Annotated in this window: 17 protein-coding genes; 6 read left to right on the forward strand and 11 right to left on the reverse strand. The window is 50.5% G+C overall.

Annotated features, from left to right (window positions below; all coding sequences use genetic code 11):
- The 5 genes from iorA to argH all read right to left on the reverse strand — a co-directional run bounded on the left by iorA (position 1) and on the right by argH (position 5,497).
- On the reverse strand, positions 1-1,827 hold the full coding sequence (gene iorA / locus GJ688_RS07435) for an indolepyruvate ferredoxin oxidoreductase subunit alpha (RefSeq protein WP_155475918.1): 1,827 nt from the start codon (positions 1,825-1,827) through the stop codon (positions 1-3).
- 53 nt (positions 1,828-1,880) lie between these two features.
- Positions 1,881-3,182 (reverse strand): phenylacetate--CoA ligase family protein, encoded by a 1,302-nt coding sequence (locus GJ688_RS07440; protein ID WP_155475919.1) that lies wholly within the window; start codon positions 3,180-3,182, stop codon positions 1,881-1,883.
- Positions 3,183-3,608: 426 nt separating this feature from the next.
- Positions 3,609-3,773, reverse strand: a complete 165-nt coding sequence (locus GJ688_RS07445; RefSeq protein ID WP_155475920.1) for a DUF362 domain-containing protein — start codon at positions 3,771-3,773, stop codon at positions 3,609-3,611.
- 62 nt (positions 3,774-3,835) lie between these two features.
- Entirely contained in the window at positions 3,836-4,003 is a 168-nt protein-coding gene (locus tag GJ688_RS07450; protein WP_170291772.1) for a DUF362 domain-containing protein, read from the reverse strand.
- A gap of 117 nt (positions 4,004-4,120) precedes the next feature.
- On the reverse strand, positions 4,121-5,497 hold the full coding sequence (gene argH, locus GJ688_RS07455; RefSeq protein ID WP_170291773.1) for an argininosuccinate lyase: 1,377 nt from the start codon (positions 5,495-5,497) through the stop codon (positions 4,121-4,123).
- Between the two features lie 501 nt (positions 5,498-5,998).
- Between argH and GJ688_RS07460 the strand changes: the two genes are divergently transcribed.
- Positions 5,999-6,313 carry a HesB/IscA family protein gene (locus GJ688_RS07460; RefSeq protein ID WP_235910843.1) on the forward strand — a complete coding sequence of 105 codons (315 nt, stop codon included), beginning with the start codon at positions 5,999-6,001 and terminating at the stop codon, positions 6,311-6,313.
- 135 nt (positions 6,314-6,448) lie between these two features.
- Here the strand turns inward: GJ688_RS07460 and GJ688_RS07465 are convergent, their stop codons facing one another.
- The 3 genes from GJ688_RS07465 to GJ688_RS07475 form a co-directional block, all read right to left on the reverse strand.
- Positions 6,449-6,877 carry a MarR family winged helix-turn-helix transcriptional regulator gene (locus GJ688_RS07465; protein ID WP_155475923.1) on the reverse strand — a complete coding sequence of 143 codons (429 nt, stop codon included), beginning with the start codon at positions 6,875-6,877 and terminating at the stop codon, positions 6,449-6,451.
- A gap of 78 nt (positions 6,878-6,955) precedes the next feature.
- The gene (locus GJ688_RS07470; protein WP_155475924.1) at positions 6,956-7,720 is read right to left on the reverse strand and encodes a tetratricopeptide repeat protein; all 765 of its coding nucleotides are present in this window, start codon (positions 7,718-7,720) and stop codon (positions 6,956-6,958) included.
- 86 nt (positions 7,721-7,806) lie between these two features.
- Positions 7,807-8,442 carry a hypothetical protein gene (locus GJ688_RS07475; RefSeq protein ID WP_155475925.1) on the reverse strand — a complete coding sequence of 212 codons (636 nt, stop codon included), beginning with the start codon at positions 8,440-8,442 and terminating at the stop codon, positions 7,807-7,809.
- A gap of 249 nt (positions 8,443-8,691) precedes the next feature.
- On the opposite strand from GJ688_RS07475, the gene GJ688_RS07480 reads away from it, so the two are divergent.
- The 4 genes from GJ688_RS07480 (at position 8,692) to GJ688_RS07495 (ending at position 12,582) form a co-directional block, all read left to right on the forward strand.
- Positions 8,692-9,258, forward strand: a complete 567-nt coding sequence (locus tag GJ688_RS07480) for a xanthine phosphoribosyltransferase (RefSeq protein ID WP_155475926.1) — start codon at positions 8,692-8,694, stop codon at positions 9,256-9,258.
- Positions 9,259-9,496: 238 nt separating this feature from the next.
- Entirely contained in the window at positions 9,497-10,243 is a 747-nt protein-coding gene (locus GJ688_RS07485; RefSeq protein ID WP_155475927.1) for a methylenetetrahydrofolate reductase, read from the forward strand.
- 48 nt (positions 10,244-10,291) lie between these two features.
- Positions 10,292-10,969: a LytTR family DNA-binding domain-containing protein gene (locus GJ688_RS07490; RefSeq protein WP_170291774.1), complete on the forward strand. Its 678-nt coding sequence runs from the start codon at positions 10,292-10,294 to the stop codon at positions 10,967-10,969.
- A 113-nt stretch (positions 10,970-11,082) separates the two neighbouring features.
- A complete protein-coding gene (locus GJ688_RS07495; protein WP_155475928.1) occupies positions 11,083-12,582 on the forward strand; it encodes an acetyl-CoA hydrolase/transferase family protein in 1,500 nt (499 codons plus the stop codon).
- 490 nt (positions 12,583-13,072) lie between these two features.
- Here GJ688_RS07495 and GJ688_RS07500 read toward each other — a convergent pair whose 3' ends face one another.
- Entirely contained in the window at positions 13,073-13,831 is a 759-nt protein-coding gene (locus tag GJ688_RS07500; RefSeq protein ID WP_155475929.1) for an LppM family (lipo)protein, read from the reverse strand.
- Positions 13,832-14,230: 399 nt separating this feature from the next.
- Between GJ688_RS07500 and GJ688_RS07505 the strand changes: the two genes are divergently transcribed.
- The gene (locus GJ688_RS07505; RefSeq protein ID WP_170291775.1) at positions 14,231-15,601 is read left to right on the forward strand and encodes a condensation domain-containing protein; all 1,371 of its coding nucleotides are present in this window, start codon (positions 14,231-14,233) and stop codon (positions 15,599-15,601) included.
- 159 nt (positions 15,602-15,760) lie between these two features.
- On the opposite strand, the gene GJ688_RS07510 is transcribed toward GJ688_RS07505, so the two are convergent.
- Both GJ688_RS07510 and GJ688_RS07515 read right to left on the reverse strand, forming a co-directional pair.
- Entirely contained in the window at positions 15,761-16,033 is a 273-nt protein-coding gene (locus GJ688_RS07510) for a hypothetical protein (RefSeq protein ID WP_155475931.1), read from the reverse strand.
- Positions 16,034-16,241: 208 nt separating this feature from the next.
- Positions 16,242-16,421, reverse strand: a complete 180-nt coding sequence (locus tag GJ688_RS07515) for a hypothetical protein (RefSeq protein WP_155475932.1) — start codon at positions 16,419-16,421, stop codon at positions 16,242-16,244.
- Positions 16,422-16,573 lie beyond the last annotated feature (152 nt).

Below are 16,573 nucleotides of genomic sequence, written 5' to 3' on the forward strand. Positions count from 1 at the left end.
TTACTCGTCCCCCTTTCGCAGCGCATCAAACATACAGACTCTGGCACAGACGCCGCAGCCTGTACAAAGGGCACTGTTGACGACAGCCTTGCGAGTAGCACGGTCAAAAGACAGCGCCGGGCAGCCTAGGCGAATGCAGGCCTTACAACCTTTACATCCTTCCACATGCAGCGGCTTTTCCGTATTTTTGACGATGAGAGCGCAGGGACGGCGCGTGATGATCACCGACGGTTCTTCAGCGGCCACTTCGGCCTTGACGACTTGCTTCACCTTGTCCACATCGAGAGGATCCACTTCTACGACCCGTTTGACACCGAGTGCTTTGACGAGGGCCACAAAGTCCACGGCCGGTGCCTCTTGACCCATCAATGTCTGTCCAGTGGAGGGGTTATGCTGATGTCCCGTCATGGCGGTGATGGAGTTATCTAAGATGATGACCGTCGAGGTCCCGCCGTTGTAGACGATATCCATGAGGCCGGTGATCCCCGAATGGAGGAAGGTGGAGTCGCCGATGACCGCCACCAGTCGGCCTTTCAAGGCGGGATTGGCTTTTTCCATGCCTAAGGCTCCTGAGACGGAGGCACCCATGCAGACACAAGTATCCATCGCTTCAAGTGGTGGCATGGTGCCAAGGGTATAGCAGCCGATGTCGCCGGAGACGACAAGTCGAAGGTCTTTTAAGACGTAGAATAGTCCCCGGTGGGGGCAGCCGGGACACATGACCGGCGGCCGGACAGGCGCTTCAAAAGGCTTCATTGCGTCGCCGCAGTCGCAGGCAGCGGCGGCTGCACTTTCGGCGATGCCGTCCTCTTCGCCTGCAGCAATGGCTTCCGATGCTTCGGATTCGGCCGTCCCTGCATTCGCACCGAGTGCGGCGAGTATTTTTGACTTGACCAAGCTCAACGAAAGTTCTCCGTAAGGCGGAAGGATGTCCTTACCGATGACGGAAATGCCTAGCGCCTTGATCTGGTTTTCTAGATAAGGCTCCAATTCTTCGACCACGAAAAGCACGTCAACCGACGCGGCGAAATCGGCAATCTTCTGCGCCGGAATGGGATGAGTCATGCCGATGCGCAGGATCGATGCTTGGGGGAAGGCTTCCCGCACGTATTGATAGGCGATACCTGACGTGATGACACCGAAGGAAGGATCGGCCATTTCAATGCGGTTCAGTTCTGACGATTCACTATAGGCGGCCAATTGTTTATCCCGTTCTTCGATAAAAACACGGCGGGTACGGCCGTGGGCAGGAATCATGACATACTTTTTGGCGTCCTTTTTATAGGGCTTGACGGACTGCTCTTGAGGCTCGGCCAACTCGACGAGGCTCTGCGAGTGAGCGATACGGGTGGTGATGCGCAACAGGACAGGCGTATCGAAGTTCTCAGAAATCTCTAAAGCGGTTTTGACCATGTCCTTGGCTTCCTGCGAATCGGAAGGTTCCAGCATAGGGATCTTGGCAAAGGGCGCGTAGAAGCGGTTGTCTTGCTCGTTCTGTGAGGAATGCATACCAGGGTCGTCAGCAGAAACGAGGATGAGACCGCCGCGAACACCTGTGTAGGCAGCCGTAAACAAGGGGTCGGCAGCCACGTTGACCCCTACATGCTTCATCGCGACTAAGCTGCGGGCGCCGGCGATGGAGGCGCCGATACCGACTTCCATCGCCACTTTTTCGTTCGGGGACCACTGGCTGTAAATCTCGGGATACTTGGCGATGTTTTCGAGAATCTCTGTGCTCGGCGTGCCGGGGTAGGCGGCGGCGACGGTCACACCGTACTCATAGGCGCCCCGCGCAATCGCTTCGTTACCAGTCAGAAGCGTCTTCAAAGCCAATCACCACTTTTCTATGTAATCAATAGTACTGTAACGACCTGAAACTTCTAGTCCTTCGGTCGCAGATCCAGAATCCGCTTCGCCTTTCCGGGCGTCCGTTCGAGAGAGCGCGGCTCCACGAGGCGAACTTTGGCGTTGACGGAAAGGACCGTTTTCAGGCGATCTCGGATCGCTGCCGTCAGCGATTCCAACTCCCGGTAGACATCGGTAAAGGAGCCTTCGGCCAGTTCGACCCGCACTTCCAAGTTATCCAGGAAGCCTTGACGCTCAACGACCAGGAGATAGTGGGGAGCCACACCATCGAATTCCATAAGGACGCTCTCGATCTGAGACGGGAAGACATTGACGCCTCGAATGATGAGCATGTCATCGGAGCGACCCGTCACCCGGCGCATGCGCACCGTAGTCCGCCCGCAGGGACATGGCGTCTGATCGAGGCAACTGATATCTTTCGTTCGATAACGAATGATCGGGAAACCTTCTTTCGTCAGCGTCGTGAAGACCAATTCCCCTTCTTCGCCATCTTCCACAGGCTCGCCCGTCTCTGGATGGATCACCTCGACGAGGAAGTGATCCTCCAAGATATGGAGCCCATGGGTGTATTCACATTCCCCGGCCACACCAGGGCCGCCTAATTCAGTCAAGCCGTAGTTATCAAAAGCTTTGATTCCCCAAGCGTTTTCGATCTCCCGGCGCAACCCTTCCGACCATGGTTCTGATCCGAAGAGACCTACCTGCAGAGGTAATTTTGTTGGGTCGATTCCCATCGCCCGCGCTTCCTCGGCCATGTGCAGGCTGTAGCTAGGCGTACAGACGAGCACCGTCGTCTCAAAATCCTGCATCAGCATGATCTGGCGCTGTGTATTTCCGCCTGACGCGGGTACTAAGGTGCACCCCAGCTTTTCCAGACCATAGTGGAGGCCGAATCCCCCTGTGAACAATCCATAGGTGAAGGCGATCTGGGCGGTGTCTTCATCGGTTACCCCCGCCATAGCAGCTACCCGGGCCACTTGTTCTGACCAACGCTCCAGGTCTCCTCGGGTATAAGCTCCGACGACAGGTTTGCCTGTCGTCCCGGAAGAGGCGTGAAGTCGGACCAATTCTTTTTTCGGCACCGCGAACATGCCGAAGGGGTAATTTTGCCGCAACTCCTGTTTCGTGGTGAAGGGAAACTTTCGAATGTCTTCCAGTGACTTCAGATCTTCCGGGCGCAAGCCCCTTTCGTCAAAACGCTGGCGATAGAAGGGCACCCGCTCATAGACTCGACGAATCGTCTCTTTTAACCGCTCCAACTGCAGTTCTCGCAATGAATTGCGGTCCATGCACTCCATCTCTTGATTCCAAATCATGAGCTCATCTCCTCACTGGCAGAACCCAAATGAAAAAGGACAGCCAAGGTACAAGTCTTCCTGGAATCCGCCCATTGCGGACCCGGGTAGACTGCTCGGTTGCCCAAACGTTCGCACCTCATCGTGCTTCCATCCTCCCATACTGCTGCTGCAAATGTACATGACAACGCTGCGTGACTCGAATCAAACATGAGCAAGCCTATATTCGGTCGCTGCCTGTACAAACTACCGTTCTTCCATCAGGGAAGCTCAAAGGGTACTTATTCGATTTCTAGTGCCAAAATCCTTTTCGTTATGAAAATATTCATTCATCATTTCCGAAAAGGAGTCTTCGAACCTCCTGCATTCCCTGTCAATCGGTTTCTCAAAGCAAAAAAGACACCCTTCGACCGAATGGGTCAAAGGGCGTCGGTTGGTTATGTTCGATTAGGCTTTGATGGCGTCAACAGGGCAGGAGTCTTGGCAAACGCCGCAGTCTACGCAATCATCGGTGATGGTGTATTTGCCGTTAGCTTCGACGATAGCGTTGGTGTAGCAACCGCTAACGCAAGCGCCGCAACCGGTGCATTGGGAAGCGTCGATTTTATACATGGTTTCACCTCCGTTTCTCCTGGGGATAATCTAATTAACACACCAGACCAGCAAATTATGTCTTAACCTTCGCTGATTGCGCCGGCCGGGCAAGTGTCGACACAGGAACCACAGTCAATACAAGTGTCATTGATGCAGTAAATATCGGAGCCTTTCTCAATAGCACCTACGGGGCATGCGTCTACACAACTGCCACAGTTTACACAGGCATCGGAAATCTTGTAAGCCACGTTTGATTTCACCTCCGACGTTGATTGGGAAATAACCCGACACTTACACCATATCACGGAAGCCAGAAGGCTTCAATAACTATTTTCAAACATAATTCATCATTTAAAGTCGAATGTCTAACTCAATCGTTCCCGTGCCGCCTGAATCGCTGCTTTCACTGCATCGGGAGCGGGACCGCCGGGCACTTTCCGGTCGGCCACACACCGTTCCACTCGAATGGCGTCGAACACATCCTCTTCAAAGGCTTCCGAGCAAGCGCGGAAGTCTTCGAAGCTTAGGTCTTCCAGTGCGACGCTCTTTTGCACGCACATGAGAACCATCTTCCCGACGATCTCATGGGCTTCCCGGAAAGAGACGCCTTTTTTGGCCAGATAATCGGCCACGTCCGTGGCATTTGTGAAACCGCCCTTGGCACCCGCTTTCATCCGCTCGCCGCGAACACGCATCGTGCGAATCATCGGTGTAAAGACAGCGAGACAGCCTTTGACCGTATCGACTGCATCGAAGAGGTTCTCTTTATCTTCCTGCATGTCCTTGTTATATGCGAGAGGCAGAGACTTCATGACGGTCAATAAGGCCATCAGATCCCCATAGACGCGGCCCGTCTTACCCCGGATCAGTTCGGCCACATCGGGGTTTTTCTTCTGGGGCATCATGGAACTGCCGGTGGAATAAGCGTCATCGAGTTCGATGAAGGAGAACTCTTGACTGCTCCAGAGGATGATCTCCTCGCAGAAGCGGGACAGGTGCATCATGATGAGCGAAGCGGCACCGCAGAATTCGATGGCAAAATCCCGGTCAGAAACGCCGTCTAGGCTGTTTTCGGTGATACCGTCAAAACCGAGCTCCTGAGCTACAGCCATGCGGTCCAGAGGGAACGTAGTCCCAGCCAGAGCGCCCGAGCCTAAGGGACTTATGTTGAAGCGCTTCGCACAGTCAACTAAGCGGCTGCAATCGCGGCCAAACATCTGTACATAAGCTAGGAGATGATGGGCCAAGGTGATGGGCTGCGCTTTTTGTAAATGGGTGTAACCGGGCATGATCGTATCCACATGTTCTTCGGCCCGCTCCAGAAGCACCGTAATCAGCTCTCGGAGGAGCCGGCCCGTTTCGGTGATCTCGTCTCGCAGATAGAGCCGCACATCGAGGGCGACTTGGTCATTGCGGCTGCGACCGGTATGCAGCTTTTTACCGACGTCACCGATACGTTCGGTCAGGATCTTTTCGATGTTCATGTGAATGTCTTCGGCGGCCACATCAAACTCGACACGGCCTGCTTCGATATCGGCCATGATCTTTTCCAGTCCCTCGATGATCTGTTCCGCTTCACTCGCGGCGATGATCCCTTGACGGCCGAGCATACGGGCATGAGCGATGGAGCCCCGGATATCCTGCTTGTACAATCGCTGGTCAAAACGAATGGAGGAGTGAAAATCCTCAACGACTTTGTCCGTCCCTTTTTCGAAACGGCCACCCCATAGTTTCTTAGACACTTGGCGCTGCCTCCTTCAACTTGGTTCGCATTTGGTTTTACAGTTATGAAATCGCAGGGGATGCGGCATCCTACACCAGGAGGTGTTCGGAAGGAAAGAATGAATCGGCAGGGAACTTTTCCACCGTCATTTCTGTCTAATAAGTATACTTCAGAACCGAAGCGAGGTGAAGCCGATGAGACCCTGTGCCAGTAAAGCAAAATGGACGCCACAAGACTGGGACTTGATGTCGCTCATGTTTATCATCATCGTTGCGGCGGGTTTAGCGGCCTTCACACATGGATAAACCTCTGACAGAAGGCAGCGCCCTGGCTGCAACGGAATCACGGGCAGGGACGATGACAAGGGTCTCCGCGGAAACGTGTGTGCTGTTGGAAAACGGAAAATTCTTTCGTCTCAAGGAAGGCGTGCCGCTTTATTAACAGGGCCGCCTTTTTTATATTGATTTTCAGCGGCTACGGCGTACAATCAAGATGGGAGGTGGTCCGGTTCGTGATCGCAATGACGGAGAAAGCCCAAGAAATGTTAAAAGGGCTGCTTACAGAAAACAATGCCCGGTACATACGCATCTATGCCCTCAGTCGCGAACATTCCTCGTATGAACTAGGGCTCGAATGGGAAGTTAAGCGGGACGATGTTGTCTTTGAGTCCGGTGGCATATCTTTCGTCGCCGACAGTGTGAGCAAGGAATACCTTTCGGGAGTTCGCATCATCTATGACGACAGCGATGATGAGCCCGGTTTTTTGGTGACCTCGACTTGCAACTCCTCCTGCGGCGCTTCAGGCTGCGACGGGGTTTGTCCTTCAGGATTCTAATCTGACGGAACTCTTTAGAAACAAGCCCAACGCAACCGTTTCCGATCCAAGGGGAGCAGAATGCCCTTGCCATTTACGGCAAGGGCATTTTTCTTTGCCTTCTCTTCTGATTTTCATTCCCCAGTTTTTTTACATTTATACATCATTACTGATAAACTTATTTGTGAACCATTCTATCGACTCCATCAGACGCTCCACTTCTTCGGGGTTATTCGTCACCAAATCTCTCAATTGCGCAAACAAGGGTTGGCCGATCTCATGAATCAAGGCTTCTCCCTTGGCGGAAAGGGAGATCACCCATTCCCGCTGATCTACCGGGCTTTGGGTTCGACTGATCAGCTCTTGTTTTTCTAAGTCTTTCAGGGCCGTCGAAAGGGCACCTTGGGTCAAGTGAAATAGTTTACGCATTTCTTTTTGCAGAGCTAATCCGCGAAAGTGGATATGATTCATAATCTGTAACTGCGTATGGGTTAAGTTGGTTCGCTGCCCCACACGGGACACTGTCGCCATAGCGCACTCGTGGAATGCTTGCAGTGTTCGGAACAGTTCTCTTTCCGTGATCATTGGTTTTCACCCTGCTTTCATGAATTAGAAAGCCCCATAATGGGATGTCTCTTTTTCTCTCACCGGGGCTGGATTTACCTACTGCTCGACGAGACGCTTGAACTCGGGTAAGTTCTTTACATGACTAAAATCATCGTCGGCCTTTTCTTTGGCTGTCACCTTGCAATAGGGCATCAGTTCTATCGACTTGGCTAGGTTCTCTAAGCACTCTTGGGTCTTCCCTTGCGAATCTAAAATGGCCGCCTTGCCAAAATAGGTCCAGGCATGTTCGGAATCATATGCCAGTGCCTTGTCAAACCAAAGTAACGCGTCGTCGAAACGACCATGGTACTTTAAGGCAAGGCCTTTGTTATAATAGGCAAAAGCGTAGTCCGGTTTCAGCGCAATCGCTCGATCTAGCCAACGTAGTGCTGCATTCAGGTCTCCTTGAAAAGCCACGGCAATCCCTTTGCCCGTATAAGCCTGGTAACAATCAGGATCAAGTTCCAGCGCCTGATCGTAGAAAGCGACGGACTCTTTCAGCCGGTTAGGCCCTTGCTCCACATCAAAGATGTAATAGCCCTTTTCAAATAGATCTACAGCCTGTTGACGAACTTCAGCAGAGACAACTTCCCCGGATTGCTTGTGCGAGGGCTGGGCTTGAGTGTTCGCGGAATTAGAAAGGTGGTCTGCTCCATCTGCCGAGGAAGAAGACGACGTGATTGCAAGGGAAATCGGAGCTTGAGCCGATGGGTCCTGTAACTGGACACTCGTCTGAGAGGACACTGTCACCCCGCAACCAGCAAGGGCAAAGGACAACAAAACAAGCAACAAAGCAACCGGTAAAGAATCTGGCCTTCGCACTCGTTCCCCTCCCCTTTGCCTTATCGATTATTTATTCGTCAAAAACCTGGAATTTCCTACAGAAAGTTATATTTTATGTTGAAAAACTATCCTGTTCCTATGGGACAGCACTTGATACAGCGGCTGCATCCCTCGCATTTCATTAGATCCACTTCTCCCGTACGCAGGGGCTCTTGGGGACAAATCTTCAAGCAGAGTTCACAGTCCGTACATCCGATCCGCTCTGTTTGTTCTTTTCGCGGAACTGGCAGTTCTCCTTCGATCTCCGCTCCGGTGATCAAGAGCCGAGGCCCGAAGCGCCAGTGAATGAGTAACCCGAAGGGAGACAAATTACCTAGCTGCGCTTTTTCAGCCAACTCAGGCAGATTTGTTTTGGGAGAAAGGGGCGTAAAAATCCGGAAGGATCGTCCTTGAGCCTGTAACAGGCGCTCCAGGTCAGCTAAAAAGTCCTGACTCCGTTGAAAAGCATCTAAATCGAACTCATCACCCTTCCACCGGTGAATAAATAGATAGGTTGAACCGATGCGCCCCACATCATCAGGGCGTTGTATCAGCTCTTCCATGGTCGGCAGAGGCTTTTGACGCCCTTTTTCCTTCAAACGCCGCCACCATGCGCGAGGATCCCGTTTGAGCATGAGCAAGCTTGGGATCATATTGCCAAAAATCTCAATCGCTGTACCGCTGCGGATGACCCCGCAAAAGCGTATATTTCTTCTACTCATTTTGTATACCCCCTGTAGGTAAGTCCCTCTCTGTCGTATTCCACAGGAACAGCGCGTTTCCTTTTTACGATTTGGCTAGAGGATCATCATAGTTGCAAGACGATTGTCATTCTGTGTACCTAACCGAATATGGTCGGTCATTGTAGGACTAACATAGAGATTCTTTGATGTTCATATGATATACTTTGATTCATATCAATTTGTCGATTGTTGTTGAATATTGTTGAACAAGGACGGGAGTCGAAAGTCATGCAGGAATTAAAAGATCGTATCTTAGTCGACGGCGAAGTTATTGGAAGCAACATTTTAAAAGTAGACTCTTTTTTAAACCACCAGCTTGATCCGGCTTTTATCATGCGCATGGGGGAAGAACTGGCCCGGCGGTTTACCGATGCCGGCATCACAAGGGTGCTCACCGTAGAAGCGTCAGGTATCGTAGTAGCCTCTGCCGTCGGTCTTACCTTAGGCGTTCCGGTCGTCTTTGCCAAAAAGAAAAAAGCGAGCACCCAAAATGATGTCTACCGCTCTCAAATATACTCCTTCACTCGCCAGGAGTCTGTTGATATCACCGTCACCAAACGCTATCTCCGATCCGACGATACGGTGCTGATCATCGATGACTTTCTCGCCCACGGCGAAGCGCTGAAAGGACTCGTAGACATCGTCAAACAGAGCGGCGCCCGCCTCGCTGGTGCCGGTATCGTCATTGAAAAGCGCTTCCAACGAGGTGCGGAACGATTGCGTGCCGAAGGGATGCGCATTGAGGCGTTGGCTGCCATTGAGGCGATGGAACCGGGAAATATCCGTTTCGCCTAGTCTACTTTTATCTACCCGTTTTTTGAACTAACCGTAGTGCGAAAAGCGAGGTCTATCAGCTTCCGCTCGCTAAGGGCTCTATGGCTGTTCCCTTGTTTTCTGCGTGGAACAATTAGTGAATCATTCATGAAAAAACGCCCCCCAAAGAGGGGACGTTTTTTTACATTTTTCATACTTGCTGAAACCGAGATTATTGCCTACACTGAGATAATAGCTAAGAAATTGGGAGGTTGAAGCGATGACTCGGATTGCCGTTGAATTGGTTCCTCGTTCGGAAGAGGATCTGATTTCCGAACTGGAATTGATAAAAAAAGAGTTTCCCGAAGTGAACGGGATTAACGTTCCCGATCTGTTACGTTTCGACCTCCGAAGTTGGGATGCCTGCACCGTAGTCAAACGCTACTACCCGACGGCCATTCCCCATCTCCGGGCCATCGACATAAGCGTCCAGGACCCCCTGCCCATGATGGAAACGCTGCTGAAGAACGAGATAACAGAAGTGCTGGTCTTGACGGGCGATCCTCCCCAGAGCATGACCCGAAAGGTATACCCGACGACCAGCATCGACATGATCCGAAAATTCAAGAAAGAACTCCCTCATATTAAAGTATATGCTGCCATCGACCCCTACCGGGACAGCCTGCGCAAGGAATACGACTATATCCGCCGCAAGATCGATGCCGGCGCAGACGGCTTTTTTACACAACCCTTTTTCGATCTCCGTTACATGGAAATCTTCGCAGAGCTGTTTGGTGGACTGGAAGTATTCTGGGGGGTCTCGCCGGTCACTTCCGAAAAATCAGTCTCGTATTGGGAGACGAAAAATCACGTCGTCTTCCCAGCCGATTTTCAACCAACTCTAGCTTGGAACAGTGACTTCGCTCGAAAAGCTCTGGCTTTTGCCCGTGAAACGAAGGGACACATCTACTTCATGCCCATCCGAACAGACCTGAAGGACTACTTGTCGCAGGTATTTGCGTCGTAATGGCGAGATGCGCTCGCCCGCCTATTCGAAGGAAAGGGGACTGCATCGGTGGAACTACCGGATGAAAGCATACCGGGTTTGATTAAAGTACTCAGTCGCATCCTCCCCTGGGAGGTTTCTATCGCCATTGCGGACAAGTCCCAATTTGTCTATTACCAGCCTAGCTCGACCTTGGATCTGAAAATCAAGCCCGGCGATCCGGTGAAAGAAGGCAGCGTGTCCATGCAAGCGCTCCACGCCGGCGGCCCCATTTCCATGTATATGGAGGAAGATCTCTACGGCGTTCCCTACTTTGCTATCAGCACTCCTTTGACCGAAATGGGCATGGAGGACCGCTGTCTGACGGCGATCATTCCACCCTTTTTGGCGAACGAAATCTCCCGGCTTCCCCGGCATAAGTTCCTCATTGGGAAAGGGGACGAACGGTGGATTCCCATCCCTTTGGAACAGATTATGTACATCGACTCAGAGCATGGAAAAACACGCATCTTTACCGATGATGATCAGTACACAAACAAGCACACCCTTTTCGAACTGGAGTGGATGCTTCCTCGGAACCAGTTCGTCCGTTGTCACCGAGCCTATATTATCAATATTGATAAGGTAGCTGAAATCCTGCCGGATTTTCATTCCACCTTCCTTCTGGTGATGAAATCAAAACGAAAAATCCAAATCCCTGTCAGCCAGCGTTACGCAAGTCACTTTCGTCGTTTAATGGGTTTTTGATATTTTTTCTCGTTTAACATTGTTTTCTCTCGCTTATTAGAAAATGGCTGAAAAGCGCAAACTTTGTGTGATATCCTCCTGAGTGTTAATTTTAACATCAGGAGGATTTTTGAATGCTTTCCCAACGTTTGCGCAATGTAGCTTTACAGGAACGCGTCGTTACTGCCGAGGAAGCCTGTTCCTGGATTCATGACAGCATGACCCTTGGTCTCTCTGGTTTCACGTCGGCCGGGGATGTGAAGGTAATTCCCAAGGTACTGGTAGAGCGAGTAAAACGCGAGGGAAAGCCCTTCAAAGTCAACGTCTATACAGGTGCATCCATCAACTCTGAGATCGACGGCCTCTTGGCCGAAGCCAACATCGTGAACATGCGCCTCCCCTACCAGTCAGAAAAGCGGATGCGCGGACGCATCAATGAAGGCAATGTCAATTATATGGACCAACACTTGTCCCACACAGCTGAACTGCTCCGTTCGGGCGCCATCCCGCCGGTGGATATCGCCATCGTGGAAGCAATTTCCATCACCGAAGAAGGGCACATCGTCCCGAGTACCTCTGTGGGCAATTCCCACATCTTCCTTTCTCAAGCGAAAGAGATCATCGTCGAACTGAACGTCGCCCAACCATTGGCGCTGGAAGGGGTTCACGACATCTACGATCCCGGCCACCAAGGCAGCCGTCAACCGATCCCCCTTACCCAAGTGGGCCAGCGCGTCGGCACGACAGCCATCGCCGTCGATCCCGCTAAAATCCGCGGCATCGTTGTGACCGATCAACCAGACGTGAACTCTGCTATCGTTCCGCCTGATGAAGAGACGGAGATCATGGCCCAACACCTGCTCAACTTCCTAAAAGACGAAGTGGCCGCCGGACGCCTCGGTCCTAACTTGGCTCCTCTGCAATCGGGTGTCGGTTCCGTAGCCAATGCCGTTTTCCACGGCTTCCTTTCGTCTGACTTCAAAGACTTAGAAGTATATTCGGAAGTGCTGCAAGATTCCGTCTTCGAGCTGCTCGATGCTGACAAGATCAAAGTCGCTTCCGGCTGTTCCTTTACCTTATCTCCGAAAAAAAATGAAGAGGTCATGTCCAACCTCAATAAGTACAAGGACAAGCTCGTCCTGCGCCCGCAGGAACTGTCCAATAACCCTGGTCTCATCCGCCGACTAGGCCTCATCGCGATCAATACGGCCCTGGAAGTGGACATCTACGGCAACGTCAACTCGACCCATGTCATGGGCACACAGATGATGAACGGAATCGGCGGTTCCGGCGACTTCGCCCGGAACGCTCGCCTCACCTTCTTCTGCACCAAGTCTTACGCCAAAAACGGAAAGATCTCGAGCATCGTCCCCATGGTCTCCCACGTGGATCACACAGAACACGACGTGGATATCATCGTGACTGAACAAGGCCTCGCTGATCTGCGCGGCCTCAGTCCCCGGGAACGGGCTAAGCGGATCATCGAAAACTGCGCCCATCCCTCCTACCGTCCGCAGCTTCTTGAGTACTTCGAAGAAGCCCTCCAACGGGGCGGCCACACACCGCACGTCATCGAAAAAGCCCTTTCCTGGCATGGCAAGTATGTCAACGAAGGAACCATGTTGGCTGGTTAACCGGTCCCGAGTAAACCCTCTGGCAGCATCTGTAGATCTCCATAGCCTTTTGAATAGACCCTGCCCGTAACGAAAAAAAGGCCCCCACTATTGACTTTGGTCAACGTGGGGGCCTTTTCTTTTAGAAAAGTGCTTTGATTATCAACAAAACAAGAATGATACCTCCAAAGAGAACACTCGCCGATATCAATCCGTCATTTTCCCAGGCCCGCTGCTGCTTTTCCGCCTTTCGAAGGACCGATCCCAGTATCATTTGGGCCTTTTTGGCTTCCTCGTCCCAATTAGGAGGTTTCGGCTCCTTTACTCGATATTTCTCGAGAAAAGACATTTTTCATCACCTTAAAGGCAATCTACTGCCAATCGTAGGATTAAGACAAAATCTATACTGCGGGTGAAGGGATAGATTCACATTCAACCTTGTCAGAAATAACCGAAAGGCGAAGAGATCCTGTGGACCTCATCGCCTTTCATGCAAAAAAATATAATATGACTACTCCTGAGTCGGGCCGTTTTCCTCTTGCTTGGCTTCTTCTTCAGATACGGCTGCTTCCTTAGAAGCGGTCGAACCTGTTGTGGAGACAATCAGACGGATCAAGCCAACGGCTATCACCAGCGCGGCCGCAGAGACCAAGGACATGTCAATCGGATTATACTGGTCAGTGGAGAAGTTGATCTCGTTGGGTTGACCAGGCTTGAGTTCCCAGATCAACACCTTGCCTCCCTTGTCCACAGCTGTAGCATTATGCTTTACGGCAGCGTTCGGGAGTTCCACAGTCAGAGTTAGCTTCGCTTGCTTCAGCGCCGATTCGAAAGACGGGGCCAGCCGTTCGTTGGCGGTGACGCTCATATCAGACAAATCGATGACAGAATTCAGGCTGTATGTATCCTTCAAGAAAGATTTTTGTTTGACGAATCCTTCACCGAATTTGCCGAGTAAGATGTCGTCAGAAGCTTCTGCGGCCACATTTGCCACATGCTTGGCCGCATTTAATCCGACGAGACCGTCTTTCTCAACAGCTTCGACAGTGTACCCGGCTTTCTCCGCGTTCTGCTTGAGCTCATCCATGGGGTTACCATTTTCCCCTGTGCCCAATAATGCCTGATTTACCAATACGGTATAGCGGATATCACCGCTACCGTCGGAATTGATCTTTACATTAACATCTGATTGGACGCATCCAACCAGGAAAATGGCACAAAGGCCGAGCAGCAGGAACACTTGAAAGACTCTCTTCATCGTTCCTCGCACATATATCACCTCCTTTTATCCCCTGTCATAATGTTATTCTGGAACACCATGAAAAAATGCGATGCAAATATATAAAAATTTCCACAAATAATGAATGCCTCACCCTTTATTCGGGACGCTTGTCGGCATTCTTATATAAGCTGAGTTTCTTTGACGAATCACACAAAGAAAAGGTAGATCTCTAAATCTATTTTTCTATAGGAAATCCATCTTTCTAAAGGCCCTCTCCCGAACGCGCAATCGTGGCTACGGGTTCTCCTGTAAATAATCTATGCAATAATGGTACATTCTTGCCTATCCTTGTTACCCTTCTTTGTACTTAAATGCACAATCGATATACTTATCCTATTGATACCATACTGCAAACTAACCCGATCACATGCAAGGGAGGCCCTACTCATGGCCGATGTCCAAGCATCCCTTCGAATGCCTGCCAGCGCGTCCGATTTGTTTAACTATATCAGCCGTTATATCGGATGTAACCACCAAATCCACTGTATCTTAAAGGTCAACGGCCTTGTCGATGTCACCCTGCTGCGAAAAAGTTTGACTTTGGCGATTGAAGCCGAACCTGTCTTGAGATGCCGTTTTGTTGAACAAGATCCCTTTTCTTTTTGGGAACAATACGACGATATAGACTCCATAGAACTCTGCTCACTCGTCGAGACCGACCAGACAGAAGCCGAACTGCATCGCTTTGTAAATGCACCAGTAGATTCCTATCGGGATCCACAAATACAGATCCGCATCCTGCGTTCCGGTCCTTCGGACCTCCTCTGTTTTAAGATCGACCACGCTTGTAGTGATGCAGGAGGTCTTAAAGCTTGCGTCTCTCTTATCGCTTCCATGTACAACCGCCTATGCATAGATCCTGCTTACAAGCTCGAACATAAAAAAGTGGGGAATCGCGATCAGAGTCAGCTCTTTCCCCATCTGAATATTTCCGACGTAAAAGAAGCTTGGGAGCGTCAACCTAACCGTTCACGGTCGACCATCCTATCGTTTCCATTTCGTTCTGATGACAACGTCACTCCCGAGTTTGTCACTACCCCTTTCGACCCTATACATTTTCACAAACTACGCCGCTATGCTCATCAAAAAGGTGTTACCCTCAACGATATTCTTCTGACGGCACTATACCGAACCTTGTTTGCCACGACAGATCCTCCGGCGGGGAGGCTGATACCACTGCAAGTGACCGTTGACCTCCGCCAGTTTCTTCCTATAAAGCAAGCCGACGCGATTTGTAATCTCTCCGGTATCATCACCCCGATGATAGAGCGAGTCTCCGGAGAGTCCTTTTCAGATACCTTGATGAAAGTGTCGACGATGATGCAGGAACTGAAACGATTTGCACCGGGAATTCGAAGCGTCCTGCTGAGCGAAATCTATGGCAGACTCGGTTTTAGGGAATATTACGATTGGCTCATGTCCGGTTGGAATCGCTCCGTAGAGACGAAGTCGTACCCGCCGATTTTTTCGAATATCGGCAAGATCAGCGATGGGAAAATTCACTTTGGTGCGTTGGAAGTGACCGACGGGTACATGATTGGGCCGGCATTGTGCACTCCCGGATCTTTGATCGCAGCCAGTACCTACCAAGACCGCTTAACGCTGGCGATGGCTTTTTATGAGCCCGCCATTTCTAGAAATAGGGTCGCTCAATTTTTTGACTCTATGATTCGGGAAATCTACCTTGCCATTGGTGCCCAACCTGCACAAGTTCCCGTACGCAAAAGCGTTATCGCTTACAACTTATCGGCTTATTGATACTTGCAAAGAAACCATGGCCACATGCGGGCCATGGTTTTATGTTACTTAGATTTAAAATAGTAAAACCCCCACTGCCCGCTCTGGGTAATAGGGGTTTCGTTGAACCATTTTTATAACAGGACGGTCTAAACGACTATGTGGGTTTACAGGAACATACTAGACCTCACCAGACATGCACGAAAATCGTATATTCTTGGGCATCCAAACTTCATACTTATTTTTCGCCTTGCATCTAGGGCAGACACAGATCATCTCGGCTAAGGCATGGGTTTCATCAGTGACATAGTGGGTGCTGCCAATGTAGATGAGATCGATAGGCTCCGTATTCGGCATCGTATCGTTATAACTCTTCCCATTTACGAGTAACTCGAAACGACCACGACAAGCCCGACAAGTCAGAATCACCGGTTTTTGGCTGCTAATAATCACAAGAACCACTCCTCCTCTTTAGCTACCTATGTACTACGTGTAATGACAATGACGCTTTTTAAAGCGAAAAGCGACCATCTCGTAGTCATCGACTAACAAAATGGCCGCTCTGCCATGCTATCCCTCTAATCACAATACCTTGTACTACTTCTCTTTATAAAATGATCATACACTGATTTTATAATCAATGTCAATCAGTTGAGCAATTTTACTTTCGCTTTCGGGAAAAGTGAGTCTCTGCCCAACCAAATTCCATTGCGGCACATTCTTCATCACAGTTGCCATAGAATATTTTTTTCGTCTCCCGCTTTTCGCTCCGCTCAAGGTCCGCATGCAATGCAGCTAGCGATTTTGCCAACTTATTTACGGCTTCATTCAGGCTGGACAAAATCCTCACCCCTTTCTTTCAATGTGCAAAGTATAATCATTTATATGACAAAACATCAAGTCCCAACTTGCTATTCCCTTGTATAACAGCACTACTAACCTTGCACATGCTGGCTGGTTAGCTTTTGACATCCAATAGTATGCATATAGAGA

Origin of the sequence: Heliobacterium mobile, assembly GCF_009720735.1 — a bacterium.
Classification (GTDB): domain Bacteria; phylum Bacillota; class Desulfitobacteriia; order Heliobacteriales; family Heliobacteriaceae; genus Heliobacterium; species Heliobacterium mobile.

What these genes read in the sequence shown, in the direction of transcription:
- GJ688_RS07485 (WP_155475927.1), top strand. Translation starts at nt 9,497, where the DNA reads ATGACTCGGATTGCCGTTGAATTGGTTCCTCGTTCGGAAGAGGATCTG.
- GJ688_RS07505 (WP_170291775.1), top strand. Translation starts at nt 14,231, where the DNA reads ATGGCCGATGTCCAAGCATCCCTTCGAATGCCTGCCAGCGCGTCCGAT.
- GJ688_RS07445 (WP_155475920.1), bottom strand. Translation starts at nt 3,773, where the DNA reads ATGTATAAAATCGACGCTTCCCAATGCACCGGTTGCGGCGCTTGCGTT.
- GJ688_RS07440 (WP_155475919.1), bottom strand. Translation starts at nt 3,182, where the DNA reads ATGATTTGGAATCAAGAGATGGAGTGCATGGACCGCAATTCATTGCGA.
- GJ688_RS07465 (WP_155475923.1), bottom strand. Translation starts at nt 6,877, where the DNA reads ATGATCACGGAAAGAGAACTGTTCCGAACACTGCAAGCATTCCACGAG.
- GJ688_RS07460 (WP_235910843.1), top strand. Translation starts at nt 5,999, where the DNA reads ATGACGGAGAAAGCCCAAGAAATGTTAAAAGGGCTGCTTACAGAAAAC.
- GJ688_RS07480 (WP_155475926.1), top strand. Translation starts at nt 8,692, where the DNA reads ATGCAGGAATTAAAAGATCGTATCTTAGTCGACGGCGAAGTTATTGGA.
- GJ688_RS07495 (WP_155475928.1), top strand. Translation starts at nt 11,083, where the DNA reads ATGCTTTCCCAACGTTTGCGCAATGTAGCTTTACAGGAACGCGTCGTT.
- GJ688_RS07475 (WP_155475925.1), bottom strand. Translation starts at nt 8,442, where the DNA reads ATGAGTAGAAGAAATATACGCTTTTGCGGGGTCATCCGCAGCGGTACA.